The sequence below is a fragment of the Burkholderia sp. 4M9327F10 genome, from assembly GCF_005503145.1.
In the GTDB taxonomy this organism is placed as follows: Bacteria; Pseudomonadota; Gammaproteobacteria; order Burkholderiales; family Burkholderiaceae; genus Paraburkholderia.
The window spans coordinates 1-22178 of sequence record NZ_SCNV01000009.1; the positions used below are offsets into that span (position 1 = coordinate 1).

The following is a 22178-nucleotide window of genomic DNA, read 5'->3' on the forward strand; positions in this document are numbered from 1 at the left end:
TCTGAACCGCGGACGCGCCCGCCGGAAACTGCCCTTCTACTTTCATGACCACCTTCGTTCCTCCCGGCGTGAACCGCCCATTTCCGTGACTGCAGCGTTCTTGCTACGTCGAAGCATTGTCTACTTCAGCCCAATGCGATTGATCCTGCCAATTTATCCACGCGTGCAACAGACGCGCGGGTACACAGCCGCGTTTCGAAGACGAACACGCGAACAGATGCAGCCGCGAGTTGACGCTCGCGACGCTGTGCCAAACGGACGCGCGAAATCGCTGCGTCCAGACGGCGCTAAATGAGGTGCACGGAGGGTATGGCTACGGCGCGCACCGCCTGCCTGCTGGCAAGACGGCGGCTAGGAGAAAAAGCGCGGGCGTCCTGCGAATCAGGCAGAGAAACAGATCGAAGATCGACAACTGCTGCTGTCCAAGGCATTAGCCCCCGTTGTTAAGACGAGCGAATTTTATGGAATCCGGGAATCGGAAGTCAACATGATTCGCTAAGCAGAGCAAAGATAATTGATGGCCCTCTGTGCGAGGTGCTCGCGGCAACTCCGACAACTACAAAAATCTTTCACATCCAACAAATACGAAAGCATATGGAAAGGTTTAGACGAGCCGAAGGGAGTGTGTCAATACCTCGTTCCCGTTGCAATCAAGTGACTAACTTCTGAGGTTCCGTCTTGATGTGATTTTTACTTGCTGCCGGTTTCTTGAGGCTTCTACAATTCGTCCAACGTCGTGAGCGAGGCCGCCACGCATGCATGTTCATACGGCGAGTCCTGGCCCGGCCCGATGGCTCGCTGCCGATACGATAGCGAGTCGGTGGCGCGAAAATCCGCCTCCTTGCCGGCCTTAATTTAGTATGCCGAACTACATTTCGTAAACTTTCAAAAATCAGTTGACACTCAATTGCGCACGAACCTAGAATGCTCCCGTCATAACAAAAGGGGCAAATGCCTTGGACAGTAGCAGTTGTCGATCTTCGATCTGTTTCTCTGCCTGATTTGCAGGACGCCCGCGCTTTTTCTCCTAGCCGCCGTCTTGCCAGCAGGCAAGCGGTGCGCGCCGTAGCCATACCCTCCGTGCACCTCATTTAGCGCCATCTGGACGCAGCGATTTCGCGCGTCCGTTTGGCACCGCGTCGCGAGCGTCAACTCGCGGCCGTGTCCGTTCGCGCCTTTAAAACATTGGCATGAACCGACGCGTGGACAAACACGTGTGTAACAGGCGCGTGTGACTGACATCTGCGACAAACACGCATAGCAGACGCGTGTGGAAGACGCTCGTCCGTGACGTTTGCGGGAAACACCCAAGCCGTTGCGATAATTCGCGTGGCGGCCGGGTGCAAGAGGGTTCTCCGGGATATCTGCGTTATTTCGTTCTCGCACACGCCATCAGGAGCAGAAGGCAGTCCGTTTATTTAGGTATACGAATTTACAAACAATAGAAACGCGCCTGTCGCAAGCAGGCATGGAGCGAATGACTACGCATACGGGTCGGTATCTCAAAGCGGTCCTGTCTCACCTTGCTCTGGGACACGGCCGTGACCGAAGCGAACCATTCTTGAGACACGTCCGAACGATCATCGCCTGATCGTTTTATCAACACGACCTTACCGACAAGAGAGAAGTGGAAAAATGAAACAACGGGCATTGGCGCTAGCCGTCAAACGAATCATCTGGGCGGAGCTGGCTTTGTCGGCCGCATTTGCTGTGCCGGCGTTTGCACAAAGCCAGCCGGTCGGCTCCGGAACTGCGCCCGCCGCGACGGGCCCCGGCGGGACGCAGGCATCGGGTGGCGCGGCGGCCGGGCCTGCCGTGGTGGCATCCAGCGCGGCGGTGAGCGGACCGTCCGGCAACAAGGTGGCCCAGATCAAGCGTTTCGAAGTGACCGGTTCACTGATCCGCAGTTCGGACAAGACCGGCTTCAATCAGGTTCAGACCGCCACGCAGAAGGATATCCAGGGCAGCGGCGCCACTACGGTGACGAACTTCCTGCGCGACTCGAGCGCGAACTCGGGAAGCAGCTACGCCGAGGATACGGTGCTCAACCAGGCGCCGGGCGGATCGGGTATCGCGCTGCGCGGGCTGAGCGAGAAGTACACCTTGACCTTGATCGACGGGCAGCGGGCCGCACCGTATGCCTTCGCGTACGGCGGCACTGACACTTTCTTCGATGTGAATACGGTGCCGTTGAACATGATCGACCGTATCGAGGTCGTCAAGACCGGCGCGGTGTCGCAGTACGGTTCGGACGCGATTGCCGGCGTGATCAATATCATCACCAAGAAGGATTTTCAGGGCCTTCAGCTCGACGGAAGCCTGGGCGGTGCGCAGCACGGCGGCCAGGGCACGACGAACTTCAGCGTGCTGGGCGGCTTCGGCGATCTGAACGCGGACCGTTTCAATGTGACGGCGGCGCTAAGCTACTATCGCGCCAGCGGTATTTCAATGTCCCAGCGCGACATCACGAGCAACGAAGACTACTCCGCCCTGCCGGGTGGCTTCTTCTCCCAGCCCAGTTCTTTCCTGATGACGCCCTCGGGCCCGCAGGCGCTGAGTCCGTGCGGCCCAACCGGCACGGTGACGTCCGCGGCCCACAATCTGCAGACCCAGGCTCCGGGAACTGTCTGCTCGCAAAACGGCGCGAGTGGCCAATCGATCGCGCCGCAGGTCGAGCACACGAGTGCGAAACTGCACGCCGACTTCAAGATCAGCGATAACGTCGAGGCTTTCGCGGACCTCTGGGAAAGCTATAACACCACCGCGCTCAAGTCCGGGTTGGCCGGCTTCGGCGCCAACGCACTGGTGCCGTCGCTTTACTATGCGCCCGGCAGCGGCTATGCCGCGTTCGCACCGACGGTCGGCGGCAACCCGCTGACCTACTATTTCCCGGCCTCCCAGGCGGTGGACACCACCTCGAACTTCTATCGCGCTTCGACTGGCGTAAAGGGTTCGTTCGACACGGCGAAGCTTGGCGACTGGGACTGGTCGGCATCTTATGGACACTCGCAAAGCGAGGTCTCGAACGCCTATACCAACCAGGTCAATGCGGCTGCGGTGTTGGGTTACACCAATAGCGTGACGCCCGACACGTTTAGCGCGGCTACCCTCAATAGCTTGCCGGGCGTGCTCGGCACGTCTTATGACCAGGCGATTTCGAAGCTCGATACGATCGACGCAACGATTTCGACATCGAACCTGTTCAAGCTGCCCGCCGGCGACGTGGGGCTGGGGTTCGGCGCGCAGTTCCAGCACCAGAGCGAATATATTGGTGCGGGCTCCGTTGCCTACGTCAACCCGTACACTCAGGCGGTGGATGGCGAGCGCAACGTCGCCGCCGTGTATTACCAGGTCGACATTCCGCTCCTGCGCGATCTGACGTTCAGCCAGTCGGGACGCTATGACCATTACGACGACTTCGGCGGCGTGTTCTCGCCGCGCTTCGCGCTGCGCTACCAGCCGGTAAAGGCGCTGACGATGTACGCCTCGTATGACCGCGGCTTCCGCGCGCCGACGCTGATCGAGCTCTACGAGAAAGGCAGCGTGACCTATCAGACCATCGAGGGCACGAACGTCAACGAGTACTTCCAGGGTAATCCCAACCTGCAGCCCGAGCACACCAAGAACTACAACATCGGCTTCCAGTTGTCGCCGACCCGCTACACCGACTTCGGCCTCGACTGGTACAAGATCGACGTCAGCAACGTGATCGGCCAGGGTAACGTTGTTGCCGCGTATAACGCCAACCCGGGACAGCCCGTCTACAACCTCGGATACTCCAACTTTTCATACCTGCACACGGACGGTTTCGAAGCAACGTTCAAGCAAAGCTTGCCGACGAAGATCGGCACCTTCACGCTCTCGGGTGACTGGGCTTACGTGTGGCACTTCACGATGCCGATGGGCGCGGGCGTTCCGGGCGACTTCGCGGGCAATAACGCCGCGAACGACACCGTGTTCGGCGGAGCGCTGCCGCGCTGGAAGGGCAACACCGATCTGAGCTGGGCGTATCACAAGTGGACGACCACGCTGACGTGGCAATTCACCGGCCCTTATCAACAGGTGATCGACACCGGCTCGAACGTCGGGTCTTACAGTCAGTTCAATCTGTTCGTGACCTACGGCGGCTTCAAGAACTGGACGCTTTATGCGGGCATCAACAACGTCTTCAACCGCCAGCCTCCGTTTGACCCGGTATGGATGTATACCTACCGCGGATACTATGATCCCTCGGTCTATTCGGACATTGGGCGTTACGGTCAGATCGGCGCAACCTACAAATTCTGACCCGTCAGCCGCGTAACCAGCAGTACTGCACCGCTGCGGCCGGCCCGGACGGCCGGCCGCAGCGACTCACGATTTGCCGCGCAGAAATTCGCCAAGACAGTACTTGCCGAACATCAGGCAATGAGCGGGAGCATCGTTGGGCTTTCCGCCTGATGCCGTTACGTCAGTTGGCGAGCGCAACGTCTGCGCTGCGGGAGGCTGGCAAACCTCATTCACGGCGGCGAGTATCGCAAACACGACTGCCGCACCCAAAGTAAGCGCCATTGCCAGCGGATGGCTCATATGTATCCCGTTCACGGCAATACCTCCTGCAATTGCGCACGAATACCCTATCGCGCCCAGGCCATTCCTATTTGAAAAACGTCATCTGCACCACTTTCACCACAAGGAGGACAACGGCGAGGACAAGATACCCACGCAGCACGCCCATCCAGATCAGCTTGGCAAGCGTAAATTTCGCCGCCGGCAGTTGCTCCAGCGGCGGCATGCGCCACGTATCGCGCGCTTGCCGCGACGAGGCCGGCACGACACCCTCGACTGAGCCGTCCACCGGCTCACGGCGAACCCCGCGAATCACGAGCATTGCGCTGTAGCCGGCAATAGCGAGCACCGTGCCGCCAACGAGTATCCTGAGCATGGTCTCGCCGCTCATGTCGGGATAGATCACCGAGGCGGTCAAGATAATCGACAGCATCACCAGCACCCAGATCACGGCCCCCGTGAACAGGTTCACCTTGGTCGAGTTGACCCACGGCCCCAGCACGGCCTTGTCGTTGCACAACAGCAGCAGAAATACCGTGGCGCTGGGTAGCAGAATCCCCGCGAGTGTTTGCACCGCCTCCGTCAAAAGTCCCAGCGGGCTGCCAGGAATCAGCACCAGCGTGGCGGCCGCCACGACGATGCCGAAATACACCAGATAGAAGCCCTTGGCAGCCGATACACTGCGATGCAGCGAGTGCCGGATCTTGAAGACGTCGCCGATGGCATACGCGGTCGACAACGACACCGCCGCTGCGCCAATGATCGAGGCATCCAGCAAGGCGACAGCAAAGAAAGCGGCCATCGTGCGACCCGCGTACTTCTCCAGGCCAGCAATGACTCCACCGGCATCCGTAAAGTTGCCGAATTCGGGCCGCCCGGCGAACAGCTCCGCGCAAAACGCCATCATCGCGATGGCGCCTATCATCACGAATACGATGCCGATCCACAGGTCGGCTCTCTCATACTTGATGAAGCGTGGCGTGATGCGCTTGTCGACCACGTAGCTTTGCTGAAAAAACAGTTGCCACGGCGCAACGGTCGTGCCGACGATGCCAATTACGAGCAGCATCACGTCGGCCAGCTTCGAATGGCCGGGCCAGTTTGGAATCAACAGGTCGCGCGTCGTCTGGCCAAGCGGTGGGTGAATCGACACCAACACAGGAACGAGCAGCAGACTCAGTACGCACAGCACCATGGCGAAACGTTCGAAGCGGCGGAAATTCCCGGTACTGACGGCAGCCATTGTCAGCGCCGCGGCGATGCCAACGCCCGCCAGTTTGGAAACGCCGAAAAAGTCGACGACAAACGTAATGCCGATGAACTCGGTGACAATCGTCAGCGCATTCAGAATGAACAGATCGATGATGCTGAACGCTCCCCAGAACCTGCCGAAGCGCTCGAAGATCAGACGCGCGTGCCCCACCCCCGTCACCGCGCCGAGCCGCAGCACCATTTCCTGGTTCACGTAGAGCACCGGAACGAGCAACAGCAGGGTCCAGAGCAAGGTCGTGCCATAGTTCTGTCCGGCCTGCGTATAGGTGGCAAACGCGCCGGCGTCGTTGTCCCCCACCATGACGATGAGGCCCGGGCCAAGGATGGCCATGAGGGTGCGAAAACGCGCCCACCAGTTGGTGCGCGGTGCGGTGTCGTGATGGGCGATCGTGCCGAACGCGCCCGTGATGTCGCCAAGGTGCGCGTCGTCGAGCACAGCGCTGCGCGCGGGTGAGAATTCCGACGGAGTAGCCATTTTGCGTTCCTCCTGTGGACGGTTATTGAACGAAAAACGCGTAGCCCCATGCCCATGAAGCGGCACGGCGCAAACGAACGCGGTCACGAGCCGAAGCTCGCGAGGCGGTGCCCTCCGGACACACGCAATCGCTGCGTCCAAATGGCGCTCAATAAGGTGCACGGGGAAACTGGCTACGACGCGCACCGTCTGCCTAAGACAGGACGGCGGCTAAAAAGGAAGCGCGGACGGCCTGCGGATCAGGCAGTGAAGATATTCGTAGATCGACTACACCAGGTGTCCAAGGCATCGGCCCCATTTGTGAAGACCTTTAAAGTCTAGGCCGCGGGGGAATCAGAAGTCAATACGAATTGTTGAGTAGAACCAGGATCGATTTTGCGTCGGCATACAAGCGTCGTTTCGACAAATCCTGCAAGCGAAATGAAGCACGCTGCCGTTGCCGGCAGCGTGCTTCCCGCGCTTAGCGTATGGCCCTACTTCGACGAATGCTTGACCTTGACGTGCATGTACTCGGCGGGGTAAGGCTTCCACGGTCCGACGTGAACCGGCGCTTTGGCTGCTGGCGGCCTGGGCGCCGGCGCTGCGTTGGTGCTCGCGTGGGCGGCGTTAGCGGCGGTTACGGCGGCGAGGAGAACCGCCGCGGCAAGAAAGGTAGTCTTCATGCAAATTCCGATGGTTAGTGAGCGTCAATCGTCCCGCGTTAGCGGATTCGGCAGACAAGTGGTATCAGGACGCCGGTGCAGCGTTGCCGCAGTTGTTGCAACCAGGCGCCGGCCGCGGGTTCTCCGCGTCATTCCACCAGCCGCCGCCCAGTGCCTGCATCAGCGCAGCCGAGTCGCTCAGACGGTTGGCCTGTGCGTTGATCGTGTTGAGCCGTGCCTGCAGCCAGGTTTGTTCGGCGGTGACCACAACCAGACTGCCGACATCGCCTAGCGTCTGCTGCTTCGTCACAATGTCCAGCTGGTGCTTGGCGGTTTGCTCCGCGTACTGTGCGGCACGCAGCGCATCGGCATCCGTGACGATCGCGTGCAAGGTGTCCGCCACGTTCTGGAACGCGGTGATCACCGTTGCGCGGTACTGCGCCGCCGCTTCGTCATACGCCGCTTCCGCCGCGCGTTGACGATGCTTGAGCGTACCGGCGTCGAACAGCGGCTGGGTCAGATCCCCTGCAATGTCCCACAGTCCGGTACCCGGTTTGAACAAGCCGCCAATGCTGGACGCCGCACTGCCGTAGGCGCCGGTAATCTGCAGGTTCGGCAGACGGTTGGCAATGGCCACCCCGACCTGAGCGCTTGCCGAGTGCAGCTGCGCTTCGGCCATGCGAATGTCGGGACGCTGCTCGACCAGTTTCGACGGCAGGCTGACCGGCAATTCGCCGGGCAGTTGCAGGCCGTTCAGATCGAACGTCGTCTCCACCTCCTCCGCCGGCAGACGGCCCGCCAGCGCCGTGATCAGATCGCGTTGCTGGGCAAGCTGCTTTTCCAGCGGCGGCAAGGTCGCTTCGTTTTGCGCGAGCTGCGCTTCCTGCGTCAGCACATCGGCTTGCGACGCCTGCCCGAGCTTGAACTGACGCTGATACGAGTCGAGCACCTTGCGCTGCGACTCGATCAGACGATGCGTCGCATCGATCTGTGCACGCAGCGAGGCCTCCTGAATCGCCGCCACCACCACGTTCGAAGCGAGCGTCAGCTTGGCCGCTTCCAGCTGGAAGCGCTGCGACTCGGCCTGCGCGTCGAGCGACTCCACCTGACGCCGGTTGAGGCCCCACACATCCGGCGTAAACGCGATGTTCAGCTGTGCGGTATGCAAGGAATACACATACGCACCCGAGTTCACCGCGCTGCTCAGGACCGCCGGGGTCTTCTGCCTCGTCGGATTGAAGCTCCCGCTCACCGTGGGGAAATAGCTGCCCCACTGCGCGTCGGTACCTTCGTTCGCCTGACGCAGCGCAGCCCGCGCGGCATCGATATTCGGATTGCGCTTGAGCGAGGCCTCCACCAGGTCGTTGAGCTCATGCGAGTGGAACAGGGTCCACCATTGCGCCGGAATATCCTGGTCCTGCGCCAGCGTCTGCGTGCCGCCTGCATCCGCACCGCCGACCTGCGACGGCAGCGGATTCTTCACGTAGCCCGGGGTCGCCGGCGCCGCCGGACGATTGAAGTTCGGGCCGACCGCGCAGCCGGCCAGTGCAACAACCAGAGCCGACAAGGCAAATGGCTTTGTATAGTGACGCATGATTGAATGTGCCATGGTTACGCCTGCTCCTCGTCGCGCTTGTTGCTGTTGCGCAGTTCCACATGACGCTCGAGCACATAGTAGTAAGTGGGCAGGATGTAGAGCGTCAGCAAGGTTGCAACGCCGAGACCGCCGACCACGACTGTGGCGAGCCCGCGCTGCACGTCAGTGCCGACACCGGTTGCTATTGCTGCCGGCAACATCCCGGCCGTCGCGACCGTGGCGGTCATCAGCACGGGCCGGAACCGCTCGATAGCCCCTGTCGTGACCGCGTCGCGCAAAGGCGTTCCCATTGCCCGCAGGCGGTTGAAGTTCGACACCATGATGATGCCGTTCTGTACCGCTACCCCGAACAGCGCGATGAAGCCCACCGCAGTCGCAATGTTCAGGGTTTCGCCGCGCACGTGCAGGGCGATCAGGCCACCCAGGGTCGCGAGCGGCACCACGCCGAGCACCAGCAGCGCCTGACGGGAGTTGCCGAAGTTGCCGATTAGCAGCGTGAGCATGATGCCCATCACGACCAGGAACGAGACGGCGAGGCGTTTCTGCGCGCGCTGCTCGTTCTCGAACGTGCCCGCCCATTCGAGGTGGTACTTCTCATGGTCGTACTTCACGTTCTGGTCGATCTTCTGCTGCGCTTCAGCGAGGTAGTCCGACAAGGCACGGTCGCGGTTATCCACGCGAATCGTGATCTGACGCTTGCCCATTTCGTGCGCGATCGTGCTCTCGCCCGTTTTCAGCGAAATGCGCGCCACCATCGAGAGCGGAACCTTGGCGCCCGAGGTCGAGGTCAACGGCAACTGACCGAGTGCTTCGCGGTCGGTCACCGAACTGCGCGGCACGTGCAGCGTGACGTTGTAGGTACGATCGGCCACAAAAACCTGGGTGATCGGCGCACCGCCAATGGCGTTCTGAATCAGTGTGCTCACGTCTGCAACGTTGATGCCGTAACGGGCAGCAGCATCGCGATCGGTTTCGACAACCAGTTGCGGAATTTCCGGTTCCTGGAAGATCGACGCGTCGTTGGTACCGCGAATGCCCTTGAGCACATCGACGATATCGCCACCGATGCGGCGCATCTCCTTGAAGTCTTCGCCATAGACGCGCAGCACGAGCGCACTATGGGCGCCGCCGATCATGTCGTCCTCGCCGTCCACAATAGGCTGGCTGATACCGACGGAGATGCCCGGAATCTGCTTGAGCCGCGCGTTCAGACGGTCGATAAACTGCCCCTTGGTCTCGCCGTGCCACTTGCTATACGGTGTGAGGCCGACACAGGACTCGATGTGCGAAGGCGTCCACGGGTCCGTACCCGTGTCGTTGCGGCCAAGCTGGGTGACGATATACGACACTTCCGGGAACTCGCGCACCACGCGGCGCAACTCGTTGGCCATATCGATCGCCTTGTCGACCGACAGTCCGCTCGGCATCTGCACCTGCAGCCATAGCGAGCCTTCATCCAGTTCCGGCAGAAACTCCCGGCCGATCGTCGCGCCCAGCACGATAACCAGCGTGAGGCTCACCGCACCGATCACATACGACAGCCGGTGCCGCGCCAGGAACCAGTCGAGCGAGTGGAAATAGGCCTGCTGCAAGCTGGTCAGCACGCGATTGTGGTGAATCTTGCGCGGTTTCCTGAGCGCCATATAGGCGAGACCAGGAATCAGCGTCAGCGTAGCCAGCAACGCGCCGAACAGCGCATAGCCCACCGTGTACGCCATCGGCTGAAACAGCTTGCCCTCAGCGCGCTCGAAGGCGAACAAAGGCAGGTAGGCCGCGGTGATGATGAGCGTCGCAAAGAAGATCGGGTGCGCGACCTGGCGTGTTGCCTCCAGCACCGAAGTGGCGCTGAGAACGTCGTTCGGGTTGCTCTCGCGTTTGCGCAGGATCGCTTCGGTCACCACGATCGCGCCGTCGACAATCACGCCGAAGTCGATCGCCCCCAACGAAAACAGGTTCGCCGGCATCTTGGTCAGATGCATCAGGATGAACACCGTCACCAGTGCCAGCGGAATCGTCACCGCCGCCACGATTGCGCTGCGCGGACTGCCCAGGAACAGGATCAGGATGATCACCACCAGCCCTACGCCTTCCATGACCGTGTGCGACACCTTGTCGATGGTGGCATGCACGAGGTCGTCGCGGTCGATGTACGGCACAATGCGCACGCCCATCGGCGCGAGCTGCTTCTGCAGTTCGTTCACCTTGGCATGGACATCCTCCAGCACCTTCGACGGATTCTGGTACTTCAGCAGGTCGACGATCCCTTCGATCGTATCGGGGTTGTTGTCCTTGCCCAGCACACCCTCGCGCACCTGGTGGCCGTAGACCAGCTTGCCGAGATCGCGCACGAGAACGGGCACGCCGTTGCGCTGCGTCACCACGATGTTGCCCAGATCCTTGAGCGTATGAACCTGGCCGATGCCGCGCACGATGTACGACTGCTCGCCGCGCGTCACACGACCGCCGCCTGAATTGCCGTTGTTGGCGTTGATGGCGGTCATCACGTCGCTGATCGCAACGTTGTAACGCATCAGTTGCTTGGGGTCGATCTCGAGCTGATATTCCTTCGTGAAACCGCCGAAGTTGTCGACGTTAGCCACGCCCGGCACTTCCATCAACCCCGGAATGACGGTCCAGTTCTGGATCTCCGACAACTGCATCAGGTTCTTGGTATCGGACTCCAGGGTGTAGCGATAGATTTCGCCAGCCGGCCCGGAAACCGGGTCGAGCGAAGGCGTCACGCCGGCCGGCAGCGTCACGCCGCTCAGACGGTCGTTGATCCGCTCACGCGACCAGTAGTCTTCGGCGCCATCCTTGAAGACCATGGTAATCAACGAGAGACCAAAGGTACTGCTGGAGCGCATCATCACCACGCCGGGCGTGCTGGCCAGTGCGCGTTCAAGCGGAGTGGTGACCTGCTGTTCGATTTCTTCAGCCGCAAGGCCCGGCACCTGGGTCGTCACCTGTGCGGTGACGTCGGTCAGTTCGGGATACGCCTCAACCGCCATCTGCGTCCATGAGTAGTATCCGAAGATCACTACAAGGACGGCAACAAAGATAACGGCGACGCGCTTTTCGAAGCAACGGGTAATGACCGCGTCGATGAGTCTCTTAATCATTGGTCAATACCCCGCCCTTGACCACGACGCGCTCACCTGGCTTCAGACCCGACGTCACCCGCACGAGGTCGCCTTCATCGTAGCCAAGCTCGACCGTGCGACGCTGGAAGGCCCACGGCGAAACCTCGACCAGCACCGTGGTGTTGTCGTTGTGCATCAGCAGTGCGGACTGCGGCACTTGCACCTGCTCTTGCTGCGGCACGTCGAGCGCCACATCGGCAAACATGTTGGGCAGCAGATGTCCATTGGCGTTGCTGAACGCGATATGGACCGGCAAGCGGCGAGTATCCGGCGCCAGCACGCTGGTCATCGAACTGACCTTGCCATGCAGGACTTCGCCGGGATAGGCAGCGAGACGCACTTCGGCCTCGTCGCCGGCGTGAATCGTGCCGATCAGGTTTTCCGCAATATTGGCGGTCACCCAGACAGTGCTGATATCGGTGATGGTCATCATGGTGGCGGTCGGATCGTCGACGTTGCCGCCCTGGCCCACGTTGAGCGCCGTCACTACACCGTCGACCGGCGAGGTGATGTCGAGCTGATGCGCGCCGGCGCCTGCGCCCGGCTTGCCGCTGAACGACTCGAGCCGCGTCTTCGCGCGTACATATTCGGCGTCGGCCTGGGTGACGCCGCTTTGCGCCGCCTCGATGTCCTTGACCGCCGCTGCGCCGGTCTGCTGAACGCCACGGGTGCGGTCGAGCGTTTTCTTTGCCAGATCCAGGGCGTCGCGCGCCTTGTCGTAGTCCGAGTAGGCCTGCGCCATATCGCCCGACGCGATCACGGCCAGCAGTTGCCCTTTCTTGACGGTGTCGCCCACTTCCACCTTGAGGACCTGAACGCGGCCGGTGAGCGGCGGCAGGATGTTGACCGTGCGCGACGGGTTGGCGTCGACCTGGCCCGGCACGATCACCTGATGCGGCGTATTGCTGACGGCCACCGGCTGGATCACGAGACGCGTGCGCAGGGGTGAGCCTTCCGGCACGCGCAGGATGCCATGGTCGATCACGAAGGGAGCCGGCGGCGGCGCATCCTGGTCATTGGCATGGGCAGCGTGCCTGACGCTGAGCCAGATCGGGGTGGCGATAATAATGGCCGGCAAAAGCCATTTGCTGTTCGAGAATTTCATGCCGTGTTGCTCCTTGCGTGCGGGAGGTACGCTTCGTTGGCGTTTAAGGCCTGCGCATTGCTTATGGCCAATTGTGTAAAGACACCTCCGCACGGTGAACTGCTGGTCGTGCGGGTGGTGTCCAGAGAATGGTTCGCTTCGTAAAGGTCAGGACCCGAAGCGGGATCAAGCGGAAACTGCGTTGAAACAATCCACTGTGTGCCTCGTCATTGGCTCCAGGCCCTTTCATGACGGACACCTTTCGATATACTCGATAAAATACGTACAACTAAATTACAAATCTGTTTTTAACTTCGAAATTCTGTGGAAGAATGACCCTGATACGGGGTTGGGCGCGCCTCGCGCCCTTCTTTCTTTACCTTGCTTTTACCTGATCAATCGCCCTGCTTCACTGTCTGCGTGGCGGCCCGATGTTAGTCGGCTTGCAAGTCACAGATATGAAACAATTCAAATCGTCATCGGCATCTGTGGCGCGGCAACGAAGCCCCATGTGCTTCGCCGCGCCTCCGTTGCAGACGTCTGTTACACGCGCGCCGACCCACGCCAGCGTTTCGAGGGCGCGAACGGACGCAGCCGCGAGCTGACGCTCGCGACGCGATGCCAGACGGACGCGCGTCAACGCTGCGTCCAGATGGCGCTAATCAAGGTGCACGGGGAAATTTACTGCGGCGCGCACCGTCTGCCTGATGGCAAGACGGCGGCTAAGAGAAAAAGCGCGGGCGTCCTGCGGGTCAGGCAGCGAAACTATTCGAAGATCGACAACTGCAACTGTCCAAGGCATTAGCCCCTTTTGTGATGACGGGCGCATTCTAGGTTCGTGCGTAACCGGGTGTCAACCCATTTTTTCACGACAAATCAATTCCTTCGTCATCCTCAATGAAGGATGACGGTATTGCTGGCCGACGTTCGCGACTCACTCGCGCTCGCGTCTGACAATAAGCCTGCATCGGGACTCCACTCGCTCATTGCGCAGGATGCTTCCGCCGCGCTGGAGCCAAGGTTCGGGCGAATTTTAGGCCCGGCGAAAAATGCCTGGCAAGTAAAAAAGCCGTAAAAACGCGATCGCAAACCATCCGACAAATGGCGAAGAACAAGTGATCATCCATTTATATTCCGATTTGCTTGGGGATTTCTTTCGCAATCCAATCCGGAGAATTAAAAATGAAAGGTTTGCGTGGCGACTTTTGTGTTCTGAAAGGCCGACGTGGGGAAGCCTGGGCTATCTTTGCTCTGCTTAGCAAATTCTGTTGACTTCCGGTCCCAGCGGTGCCTAAAATTCGGGCGTTCTCATAAACGGGGCTAATGCCTTGGACACCTGTAGTTGTCGATCTTCGAACAGTTTCGCTGCCTGAACGGCAGGACGCCCGCGCTTCTTCTCTTAGCCGCCGTCTTGCCAGCAGGCAGACGGTGCGCGCCGTAGCAATACTCTCCGTGCACCTTGTTTAGCGCCATCTGGACGCAGCGTTGTCGCGCGTCCGTCTGGCAACGTGTCGCGAGCGCAAACTCGCGGCTGTGTTCGTTCGCGCCCTTTTCAGTCGTAGGGCCGGCCGATCGCGTAACCACGTAATGCGAATGCGCGTCGCAAGACGCCGATAAGGAGCCCTCCATGCCCGACAGTGACAGTTACCCCTTATGCCCCTCACGTTTGAATTTTCCTGAGGAAAGCAAGTAGATCGCTGTAGCCGTGCACATCATGTGCCGAAGCTCCGTGACTGCTGGCTTTCCATGAATCATCCAAAGCCAGCTACTCGGAGAAACACCATGAACTTCGGCCTCCTTCTTTCGCAACTGCCTCACGTCCAGGAATCGCGCGTCTATTACGACGCCATGCTCGCGCTGCACGCACCCGTGCCGCACAAGTTCACAAATTTCTGGCAACGTCTCAAGCTTCTGGTTTCGTAATTGCATGCTCATGCGCCCTCGGCGCGCATGAGCACATCGGTCAACACGCGCGTCTGCGACGCTCAAAGGAACCAACATGCCCGACAGTGACAGTCACCCCATACGTCGCTTGTCTTTACCCGTAATCGAGGGGAGCTCGTAGATACCCACGCGCCGTGTCCGGCTTCAGGGTCTGCTGGCTTCCCGCATCATGCGTCGAGCCAGACGCCCGGAGCAGTTTCATGAATTTCGACCGCACCCTGCCGCACACCCCAAACGCCGCACAGGCACAACTGCGCCACTACGTGCCGGGACGCCTGCGTGTAAAACTCGCATCGATCCAGTGGAACGAAGCACGTGCCTTTACCGCTGAACGTATGCTGCGCAAACTCGACGGCATCCAAAGCGCCAGCGCGAACACGCTGACCGGTAGCGTCGTGGTGCACTTCGACCCGCGCGTGACCCATGTCGCGGCGATTCTCGCAGCGCTCGCCGCCAACGGCTTCGGCAACGCCAAGCCGACGGATCCGCCGGCTGGCAAGCGCGTCAACCGCGATGCATTCGCGACTCGCCTTGCCGACAAGTTCGCGGAGAAAGCGCTGGAAACGCTGGTTGAACGCTGCTCGCTGGCGCTCCTCGCCGCTCTCATCTGAGCCTTTACGCAGGTCAGCGCACGGCTTGCGCCGGGCCACGCCTGCAGATGGAACGGCGAGCGTCAAAGGCAAACGTCAACGAGAGGTAAGCGAACGACCCCTGGCCGGTATTCCGGAAGCCGTGCAGATCAGCAAAACCGCGAAAGCTTCGTGCCCGTGGCGGCCAGCACGCCGTTTCAGGCAAACAGGCGATCGACCATGAAGATACCCAGCCCGACCAGGCCGCCGATCAGGGTGCCGTTGATACGGATGTATTGCAGATCCTTACCTACCTGAAGCTCCAGCTTGTCGATGAGCGTAGTGGTGTCCCAGCGCGCGATCACCTCGGAAATGAAGGCGCCTATCTCCTTGCGGTTCGGCACAATCGCATTCAGCACGAGTTGCTGCGCCCAGCGATTGATCGTTGCGCGAACCTCGGGGTTATCTTCGAGCCAACCGCCCACCGCTCGCAATCCATGCTCGAGGCATTGCATCAGCATACCGTCGTCCGTGCCGATCTCCGCCTGCACCTTTTCGCCGACTTCCCCGCTCAGCCACTCCAGATACCCTTCCACCACGTCGTTATCGAGCACTTCCGACTTGATCCGCTCGCCCTGCTCGAGCAGTTGCGGATCGTCGGCGAGACGTACGGTCAGTTCCTCCAGCGTGGTGCGATACTCAATGCGCCAGGGGTGATCGGCCGTCGCCCGCGCCTCGTCGAGGGTCCGTTGCAGTTCCACCAGAAACGCGTCGGTGATCCGGCCGTCGACCCATCCGCGCACCCAGCGCGCAGTATTGTTCGCCACGTTCTGGCGGATCCGGTCCTTATGCTCGTCGATAAAGCGTTGCGCCTGGTCGAGTGCAATGTTGAACGCCGTCTCATGGTGACCGTGCGCAATCAGCACCGACAGCAGGCGCGCAGCGAGCGGCGCCGCCGCAATCGAATCGATGCCGTTGCGGATCAGGCCCCGCCCGTACTCCCGCACCGAGCGTTCGCCGGCCAGTTCGAGCAGTGAAGGAAACAGATGCTGCAAGCGCTTTGCAACCTGCCTCGCGTTGTCGGACTCGCGGATCCAGCGCGCCGCCCAGCCCGCGGCGTCGATGCTCTCCAGCTTCGCCGCCACCTCCGCAGGCATGAGGAAGTTGCTCGAGACAAAGGCGCCGAAGTTCTCGGCGATGCGCACCTTGTGCTTCGCGATCACCGCGGTATGAGGCAACGGAACACCGAACGGGTGCCGAAATAGCGACACGACCGCGAACCAGTCCGCGCAGGCGCCCACCATGGCCGCCTCGGTGAAGGCGTGGACATAGACCAGCCATGGCCATCTCGAGCGCAGCACCGACGCTGCGATGAACAACACGAGCATCATCAGCAGCAGGCCACCCGCGAACAGACGCATCTGCTTCAGTTGAGCACGGCGCTCATTGATCGCGAACTGCGCGGGGGAATCGACGGACGAATCGCTAGCCATCGTTTGATGCAACGTCAGACAGCAAGCTTGCGCGGCCGACGGCTCGGCGCCAGCGCCCGCGTGGAATGCCGATAGCGGGCACGGATCGCCTCCGCACCGTAGATGCGCTCGAGGCGCCGCACCGTGAAGTGCCCGTGTGCGACCCGGTGAAAATGATCCGCAAAAATCACATTCAGCGTCGCGCCGCCGAGCGCGCCCAGGAACGGCACCACGCTCGCCGCCGACATATCGGAGACGACCAGGCCAAAACGCCCCACGATCTCGCCGACCAGTTTGGCGATGATCGGTGTCGACGCGCTGACCGCGCCGCGCTCGGACACGAGTGCGGCGACGTCGGCGGTCAGGCGCGTCAACACGAGGCGCGTGGCGTAATAATCGATATTCAGCTTGTCTTTCGGGCCACGCACGCCGAGTGCGAACACCTCGAGGCAGGCGAGCCGCGTCTCCATCTTGCTCAGGTCCTCGCCTTCGGCGCGTGCGATCTCGGCGATCGAGCGCAGCATCAGCGCGGTGGTCAGCGGCAACTCGATAGGCAATGCGATCATGCCGAAGAAGCCCCCCACCCCACCCGCCATCCCGATCATCACTTTGCTCAACCAGTCAGGCCCGTTCGACTCAACATCCTCATCGAGCGACTCGATAGCGATTTCGAGGCAGCGGAAAATCGCCGAACGCACCGAGCCGCGCAGGCGCCGGTTGAAGCCGCTCGGCAGATAGTCGACGATTGCGTTGACTGGCTGCCCCGCATACTCAGCCAGACGCGCGGCGAAATGCGGGTTCTCGAGCAGGTTGACCGCGGTCTCCAGCTCGAGCCGGTGAGCTTCGGTCATTTTGCCGTCGACGGTAACGAGCGAGGTAGAGTTCATGAGCGTCGCAGAGCGGGACGAATGCCGTTAAGGCTCGCGACAATCGCCGAGCCATTGCTGATCACCGCGGTCACCTCCGGACTGACGAGGCCACCCGGCAAAGCAAGCCCGAGCGCGACCGCGTTCATCGCCGCGACGATTCCATAGTTCTGCTTGATGAGGCCGACTGCTCCACGCGAAATCTCGATGGCCTTGATCAACTTCCACAGCGAATCTTCCATCAGCACGACGTCAGCCGATTCGTGCGTGATATCGGCGCCGTACTTCATGGCAATGCCGACATCCGCAAAGCTCAGCGCCGGCGAATCGTTGATGCCGTCGCCGACCATTGCCACGGAACGCCCTTCACGCTGCAACTGCAGAATGACTTCCGCCTTGTCGGCCGGCATCATGTTGGCGACCTGGCGCGTCAGTCCGACGCGCTTGCCCACTGCCTTCGCCACCACGGCGTTGTCGCCCGTCAGCATGATGGTGTCGCGAATGCCCATGCCGTGCAGCGTCTCGACAATCTGGCGGCTTTCCGGCCGGATGCGGTCTTCATAGGCGATCAGGCCCGCCAGTTCGCCGTCGATGGCCACGTAGAGGCACGAGCAGCCGCGTTCGTCGATGAGCGCGCGTTCGGTGGCAATGTGATCCACACGGATGTCGTTCTGACGCAGGAAGCGCTCGCTGCCGACGTGCATGTAATAGCCGTTTACCCGTCCCTCGACGCCAAGGCCGATGCGGTACTCGGTTTCGTCGCATTGCGGCAGCACAAGCTGCAGCTCGCGGCTCTTCTCGCGCAGCGCCTCGGCCACCGGATGCTGCAGGCGGGTCTCCGCTGCCACCGCGAGCGCGAGCAAGTGCTCGGGCGAAACGTGGCGGTTGAACGACTGCATGTGCACCACGTGCGGCGTGCCGACACTGAGCGTACCCGTCTTGTCGAACACCACCGTATCGACGTTGGCGAGCTTCTCCATATGACCGCCGCTCTTGATGACAATCCCGACGCGAGCGGCGTGAGTCATCGAGGACAGCACCGCCGTTGGCGCCGCCACGCGGATGCCGGTGCCGAAGTCGACAATCACGAGTGACAGGAAGCGGTTGAAATCGGCTGTCACCGCCGCGGTGCCGATGGCGAGACCCAATGTCGGCAGGACCAGCCGGTCGGCAAAGCGCTCCGCGTGATTCTGCATGCGCGTATCGCCGATCGGCGCGGAATCGACGAGGTGCGCGATCTGCCCGGCGGTGGTCTCGGCGCCGACGCGCAGCGCACGCAACGTCAGTTGCCCTTCGCGCAGGATGGTCGCCGCGAATACCGCGTCGCCAATGTTGCGCGACACCGGCAAACCCTCGCCCGTGATCGTCTTCTGGTCGATCATGCCGCTGCCGTGCATGATCTCGCCATCGACGGGAATCATCTCGCCGGGGTACACCATCACCGAATCGTTGACGACAAGCTCGCTGGCCGGCAGTGCGACGACTTCGCCATCTCGCACGACCCACGCCGTGCGCGACTGGAATTCGAGCAGTTCGGTCACCGCGCGCTTCGAACCGGCTGCGGTGAGATCGCGAATCCAGTCGCCAAGGCGAATCAGCCATGTGATCACGCCGCCCGTCACCATGTTGCCCTGCCCCATCGACGCGGAAATTGCCAGCGTATCGAGGAAGTCGACGTTCAGGCGCCGTTCGCGGCTCCACACGTGCCATGCGCGCGAGAAGATCGGGTAGGCGTTGTAGAGCATCAACGGCACGTTGAGTGCGAAGAGCAAGGGATTCGCCGAGAACGACATGGCGAGCGAGATAGTCGGCAGCACCAGCGGCCAGCGCGGCTTCTCCGGCGCTACATGGCTGCGCGCCACGCCGACCGCGCTCGCCGATCCGGTCGGGTCGAGAAAACTCAGCAACTGATCGAGGTCGGCGAGACTGAAGCCCTCGAACATCTCGAGCAGATCGGAGAGATCGTCGGCCCGCTCGCTGTCGTAATGCAGGATCAGGCTGGCGCAGTCATATTTGACACAGGCGTCGTCGATGAAATCCTGTTGCTTCAGCCACGAGAGTGCCGATTCGGCCAGCGGCGACGGCGCACACAAAACGGGCACATGCAAACGCACACGTCCCGGAATCGCGTGCCGGATTGTAAATTCCATGTTCTGCCCAGGTCAGCGCGTAGCGGGAAGGAGCGGAGCAGCCGGGGCCGGTGAGCGAGTTTCCTGCTTCAACTCGACAAAGTGATTCACCGCAAACAACGCGAGCGTCACCCACATCGGCGTAGCCGCTTCCGCACCGATCTCGACGAAGGTCGCAACAGCAAGGCCGCCGACCAGTACGATCTTCAGATCGAGGGTGTTGTCGGTCATCGCCTTGATCTGATAGTCGACCTTCTTGAACAGGTCGACCGTCGCGCGGACCGCTTCGGAGCGCTCGGCGAGGAATTCGGCTTCCGCCTCGATCTTCTTGGCGATCTCCTCGATTTCGTCGCCGGGGCGTGCGGCCTTGACCGTCATGTCATGCTGGGCACAGCAATGATGAAAGTGCGTCTGGAATTCGGCTTCCCGTTTCAGATCGTAGTGGATCACAATGCTGCCGGTTTCCGGCTTGGCCTTCACCTTGGTGATGCCATTGACCGACGAGAACACATTCTGGAACAGGGCGAGGAATTCCGGATTGTTCTTCGCGGACGGAATCTTCATGCGAATGCGGCCCGGCACCTTGTGCTCGATACGAATTTCGCGCTTCTTTTTCTTGACCGGTTTGGCCGCGGCAGTCTCGCTTTCGGCGGACGATTCCGCTGCGACTGTGGCGCGAGCGGACTGTGCCGCAGCGTCTGCTGCCGGGGAGGCTGCGTTGACAGCCGTGTGGGAGGTATCGCTGAGCGCTGCGTCTGACTGAGGAACTTTACTCATGTGGGGTTCGATAGTGACGGGAGATGTCCAGCCCGTCCGAGCCGCGATCCGCGCTTGAGAAGAACCGCTTCAGGCGCGGCGCCCGGACGCCTATGTCAAAGTTGCGACGCGCGTCGTGAAGCATGCTTGCGACGCGCGTATGCCCAGGCTCTATGCAATGAGCCGCGCTTAGGCCTTGGCCGGCTCGGCCGCCCCTACCGGCTCGCTTGCTGCGGCCACTTCTTCGGCCTCGACCTCGGCTGCAATGTCGCTCATCTGCTCGCGCACCTCACCGACGGCAGAACGCGCCTTGCGACCCAGCTTGTAGGCGCCGCGCACGGTCGTATTAAACAGCGGCTGAATACGCTCGCCGAACTTCGGCAGATACTTGGGCGCCAGCGCTGCTGCCGCGCCAATCAGAATGCCCGGGATCAGCGCCGTTTCGAGCAGTGCAGCACCCACTACGACGACACCGACGGTAGCGACCTTCGACGTCAGATCGTCGCCGTTGCGAACCGGGGTCTCGTTCTCGTCTTCACCTTCAGCAGCGTGCTCATGCTCGTGATCGGCAAAGGCACTTCCTTCGCTGAGTTTGACCTTGTACTTGCCCATGGTTCGATCGTTCCTTTTCACCTGAGGTTTGTAGGGGAGAATACGGCGCCGACGCCGAATCACAGCGACTACGCCGATCTCACGCACTTGTATCTCGCCAGCATGACGCAACGATGACAATGCAGCGAGACTGGAAAATGTATCGGATTGCGAATTGTTAATTAACTTGACAAGCTTTCAGGCAGCCGCTGTATCGCACTGCGAACTGGAAGACAAAGGAAGACCTCTGTAATCTTGCCTACTAGCGCATTACATGGTGCGCAAACGAATGTGGTACCGTAACACCGCATCTTGAGTAGCAGGCGCCACCATGATGTGCTTACCATCTCGAACTTGCGTTTCATTGACCGTACACAGGACGTATCAATGCTGCGTCTTTCGTCGGCATGAAACGGCACCTATACAGGGGACATGAATGTCTTACCAGTCCAATGGTCGTTCGTCCGTTGCGAAGCGATGCGCAGCACTCGCTGTCGTATTAGGCCTGTCGTCGTGGGTTTCGGTTTGTGCCGCCGCGGACAACACGGCTTCGGAGCCGGTAGCCGCGTCTCAAAGCGGTACCTTCGTCGACAGCGAAACCGGTACCGTGAGTTTCATCGACACGAAAAATTCGATCATTGTTGTGACGACGAAGGGCGGCAAGGAGTTAAGCCTCAATGCGAAAGACCATCGTGACGTCCTCGATCGGGTTCACCTCGGCGATAAAATCGCAATCAGCTATCTGGAGCCGTACGTAACCGGTCTGACCCGCATGAAGGGCGCCCGGCTCACGCGCGTGAGCCACACCGTAAAAGTGACTCAGTCCACGGCCGATGCAAGCGAAGACGGCTTTCACGCCGTGCGGACGTACGAGGGAGTGGTGGAAGTCACCGGGATCAACAAGAAGCAGGATCTCGTGACGATTGTCGATGCGTCCGGCGCAGCTCAGTCGATCAAGGTGAGTCAGCCTGACCTGGTCACCGTGATGAATTCATTGGTGCGTCACGATCACGTTCAGATCACCTACGAATCCGCCATCACCATAACCATAACGCATTGACTTTGACCATGCGCTCTGCGCCGCGCCAGATCGG

Annotated in this window: 16 protein-coding genes; 5 read left to right on the plus strand and 11 right to left on the minus strand. The window is 60.9% G+C overall.

Features of this window, described 5'->3' with window-relative positions; genetic code table 11:
• Nucleotides 1-1635 precede the first annotated feature (1635 nt).
• The gene (locus tag FFS45_RS11425) at nt 1636-4287 is read left to right on the plus strand and encodes a TonB-dependent receptor (RefSeq protein ID WP_137954749.1); all 2652 of its coding nucleotides are present in this window, start codon (nt 1636-1638) and stop codon (nt 4285-4287) included.
• Nucleotides 4288-4353: 66 nt separating this feature from the next.
• Here the strand turns inward: FFS45_RS11425 and FFS45_RS11430 are convergent, their stop codons facing one another.
• From FFS45_RS11430 to FFS45_RS11455, 6 genes are all read right to left on the minus strand, one after another.
• Nucleotides 4354-4584, minus strand: coding sequence for a hypothetical protein (locus FFS45_RS11430; RefSeq protein ID WP_137954750.1), 231 nt, complete (start codon nt 4582-4584; stop codon nt 4354-4356).
• A 52-nt stretch (nt 4585-4636) separates the two neighbouring features.
• The gene (locus FFS45_RS11435; RefSeq protein WP_137954751.1) at nt 4637-6295 is read right to left on the minus strand and encodes an Nramp family divalent metal transporter; all 1659 of its coding nucleotides are present in this window, start codon (nt 6293-6295) and stop codon (nt 4637-4639) included.
• A 473-nt stretch (nt 6296-6768) separates the two neighbouring features.
• Nucleotides 6769-6957 carry a hypothetical protein gene (locus FFS45_RS11440; RefSeq protein WP_137954752.1) on the minus strand — a complete coding sequence of 63 codons (189 nt, stop codon included), beginning with the start codon at nt 6955-6957 and terminating at the stop codon, nt 6769-6771.
• 64 nt (nt 6958-7021) lie between these two features.
• Nucleotides 7022-8545, minus strand: a complete 1524-nt coding sequence (locus tag FFS45_RS11445; protein ID WP_249362760.1) for an efflux transporter outer membrane subunit — start codon at nt 8543-8545, stop codon at nt 7022-7024.
• 2 nt (nt 8546-8547) lie between these two features.
• The gene (locus FFS45_RS11450; protein WP_137954753.1) at nt 8548-11652 is read right to left on the minus strand and encodes a CusA/CzcA family heavy metal efflux RND transporter; all 3105 of its coding nucleotides are present in this window, start codon (nt 11650-11652) and stop codon (nt 8548-8550) included.
• A complete protein-coding gene (locus FFS45_RS11455; RefSeq protein ID WP_137954754.1) occupies nt 11645-12778 on the minus strand; it encodes an efflux RND transporter periplasmic adaptor subunit in 1134 nt (377 codons plus the stop codon). The genes FFS45_RS11450 and FFS45_RS11455 overlap by 8 nt, the downstream gene beginning before the upstream one ends.
• Before the next feature lie 181 nt (nt 12779-12959).
• Between FFS45_RS11455 and FFS45_RS11460 the strand changes: the two genes are divergently transcribed.
• The 3 genes from FFS45_RS11460 to FFS45_RS11465 all read left to right on the plus strand — a co-directional run bounded on the left by FFS45_RS11460 (nt 12960) and on the right by FFS45_RS11465 (nt 15312).
• On the plus strand, nt 12960-13562 hold the full coding sequence (locus FFS45_RS11460) for a hypothetical protein (RefSeq protein ID WP_137954755.1): 603 nt from the start codon (nt 12960-12962) through the stop codon (nt 13560-13562).
• A gap of 977 nt (nt 13563-14539) precedes the next feature.
• Nucleotides 14540-14680, plus strand: coding sequence for a hypothetical protein (locus FFS45_RS41700; RefSeq protein ID WP_171029634.1), 141 nt, complete (start codon nt 14540-14542; stop codon nt 14678-14680).
• A gap of 221 nt (nt 14681-14901) precedes the next feature.
• Nucleotides 14902-15312: an HMA2 domain-containing protein gene (locus FFS45_RS11465; RefSeq protein ID WP_137954756.1), complete on the plus strand. Its 411-nt coding sequence runs from the start codon at nt 14902-14904 to the stop codon at nt 15310-15312.
• Nucleotides 15313-15488: 176 nt separating this feature from the next.
• Here the strand turns inward: FFS45_RS11465 and FFS45_RS11470 are convergent, their stop codons facing one another.
• The 5 genes from FFS45_RS11470 to FFS45_RS11490 all read right to left on the minus strand — a co-directional run bounded on the left by FFS45_RS11470 (nt 15489) and on the right by FFS45_RS11490 (nt 21105).
• A complete protein-coding gene (locus FFS45_RS11470) occupies nt 15489-16763 on the minus strand; it encodes a DUF445 domain-containing protein (RefSeq protein ID WP_137954757.1) in 1275 nt (424 codons plus the stop codon).
• A gap of 14 nt (nt 16764-16777) precedes the next feature.
• Nucleotides 16778-17629 carry an EcsC family protein gene (locus FFS45_RS11475; protein WP_212745719.1) on the minus strand — a complete coding sequence of 284 codons (852 nt, stop codon included), beginning with the start codon at nt 17627-17629 and terminating at the stop codon, nt 16778-16780.
• Nucleotides 17626-19758: a heavy metal translocating P-type ATPase gene (locus tag FFS45_RS11480; protein ID WP_137954758.1), complete on the minus strand. Its 2133-nt coding sequence runs from the start codon at nt 19756-19758 to the stop codon at nt 17626-17628. The genes FFS45_RS11475 and FFS45_RS11480 overlap by 4 nt, the downstream gene beginning before the upstream one ends.
• Nucleotides 19759-19770: 12 nt before the next feature.
• Nucleotides 19771-20514, minus strand: coding sequence for an HMA2 domain-containing protein (locus FFS45_RS11485; protein ID WP_137954759.1), 744 nt, complete (start codon nt 20512-20514; stop codon nt 19771-19773).
• Between the two features lie 168 nt (nt 20515-20682).
• Nucleotides 20683-21105 carry a DUF5132 domain-containing protein gene (locus FFS45_RS11490; protein ID WP_137954760.1) on the minus strand — a complete coding sequence of 141 codons (423 nt, stop codon included), beginning with the start codon at nt 21103-21105 and terminating at the stop codon, nt 20683-20685.
• Between the two features lie 415 nt (nt 21106-21520).
• On the opposite strand from FFS45_RS11490, the gene FFS45_RS11495 reads away from it, so the two are divergent.
• Entirely contained in the window at nt 21521-22144 is a 624-nt protein-coding gene (locus FFS45_RS11495) for a hypothetical protein (RefSeq protein ID WP_137954761.1), read from the plus strand.
• Nucleotides 22145-22178: the final 34 nt, after the last annotated feature.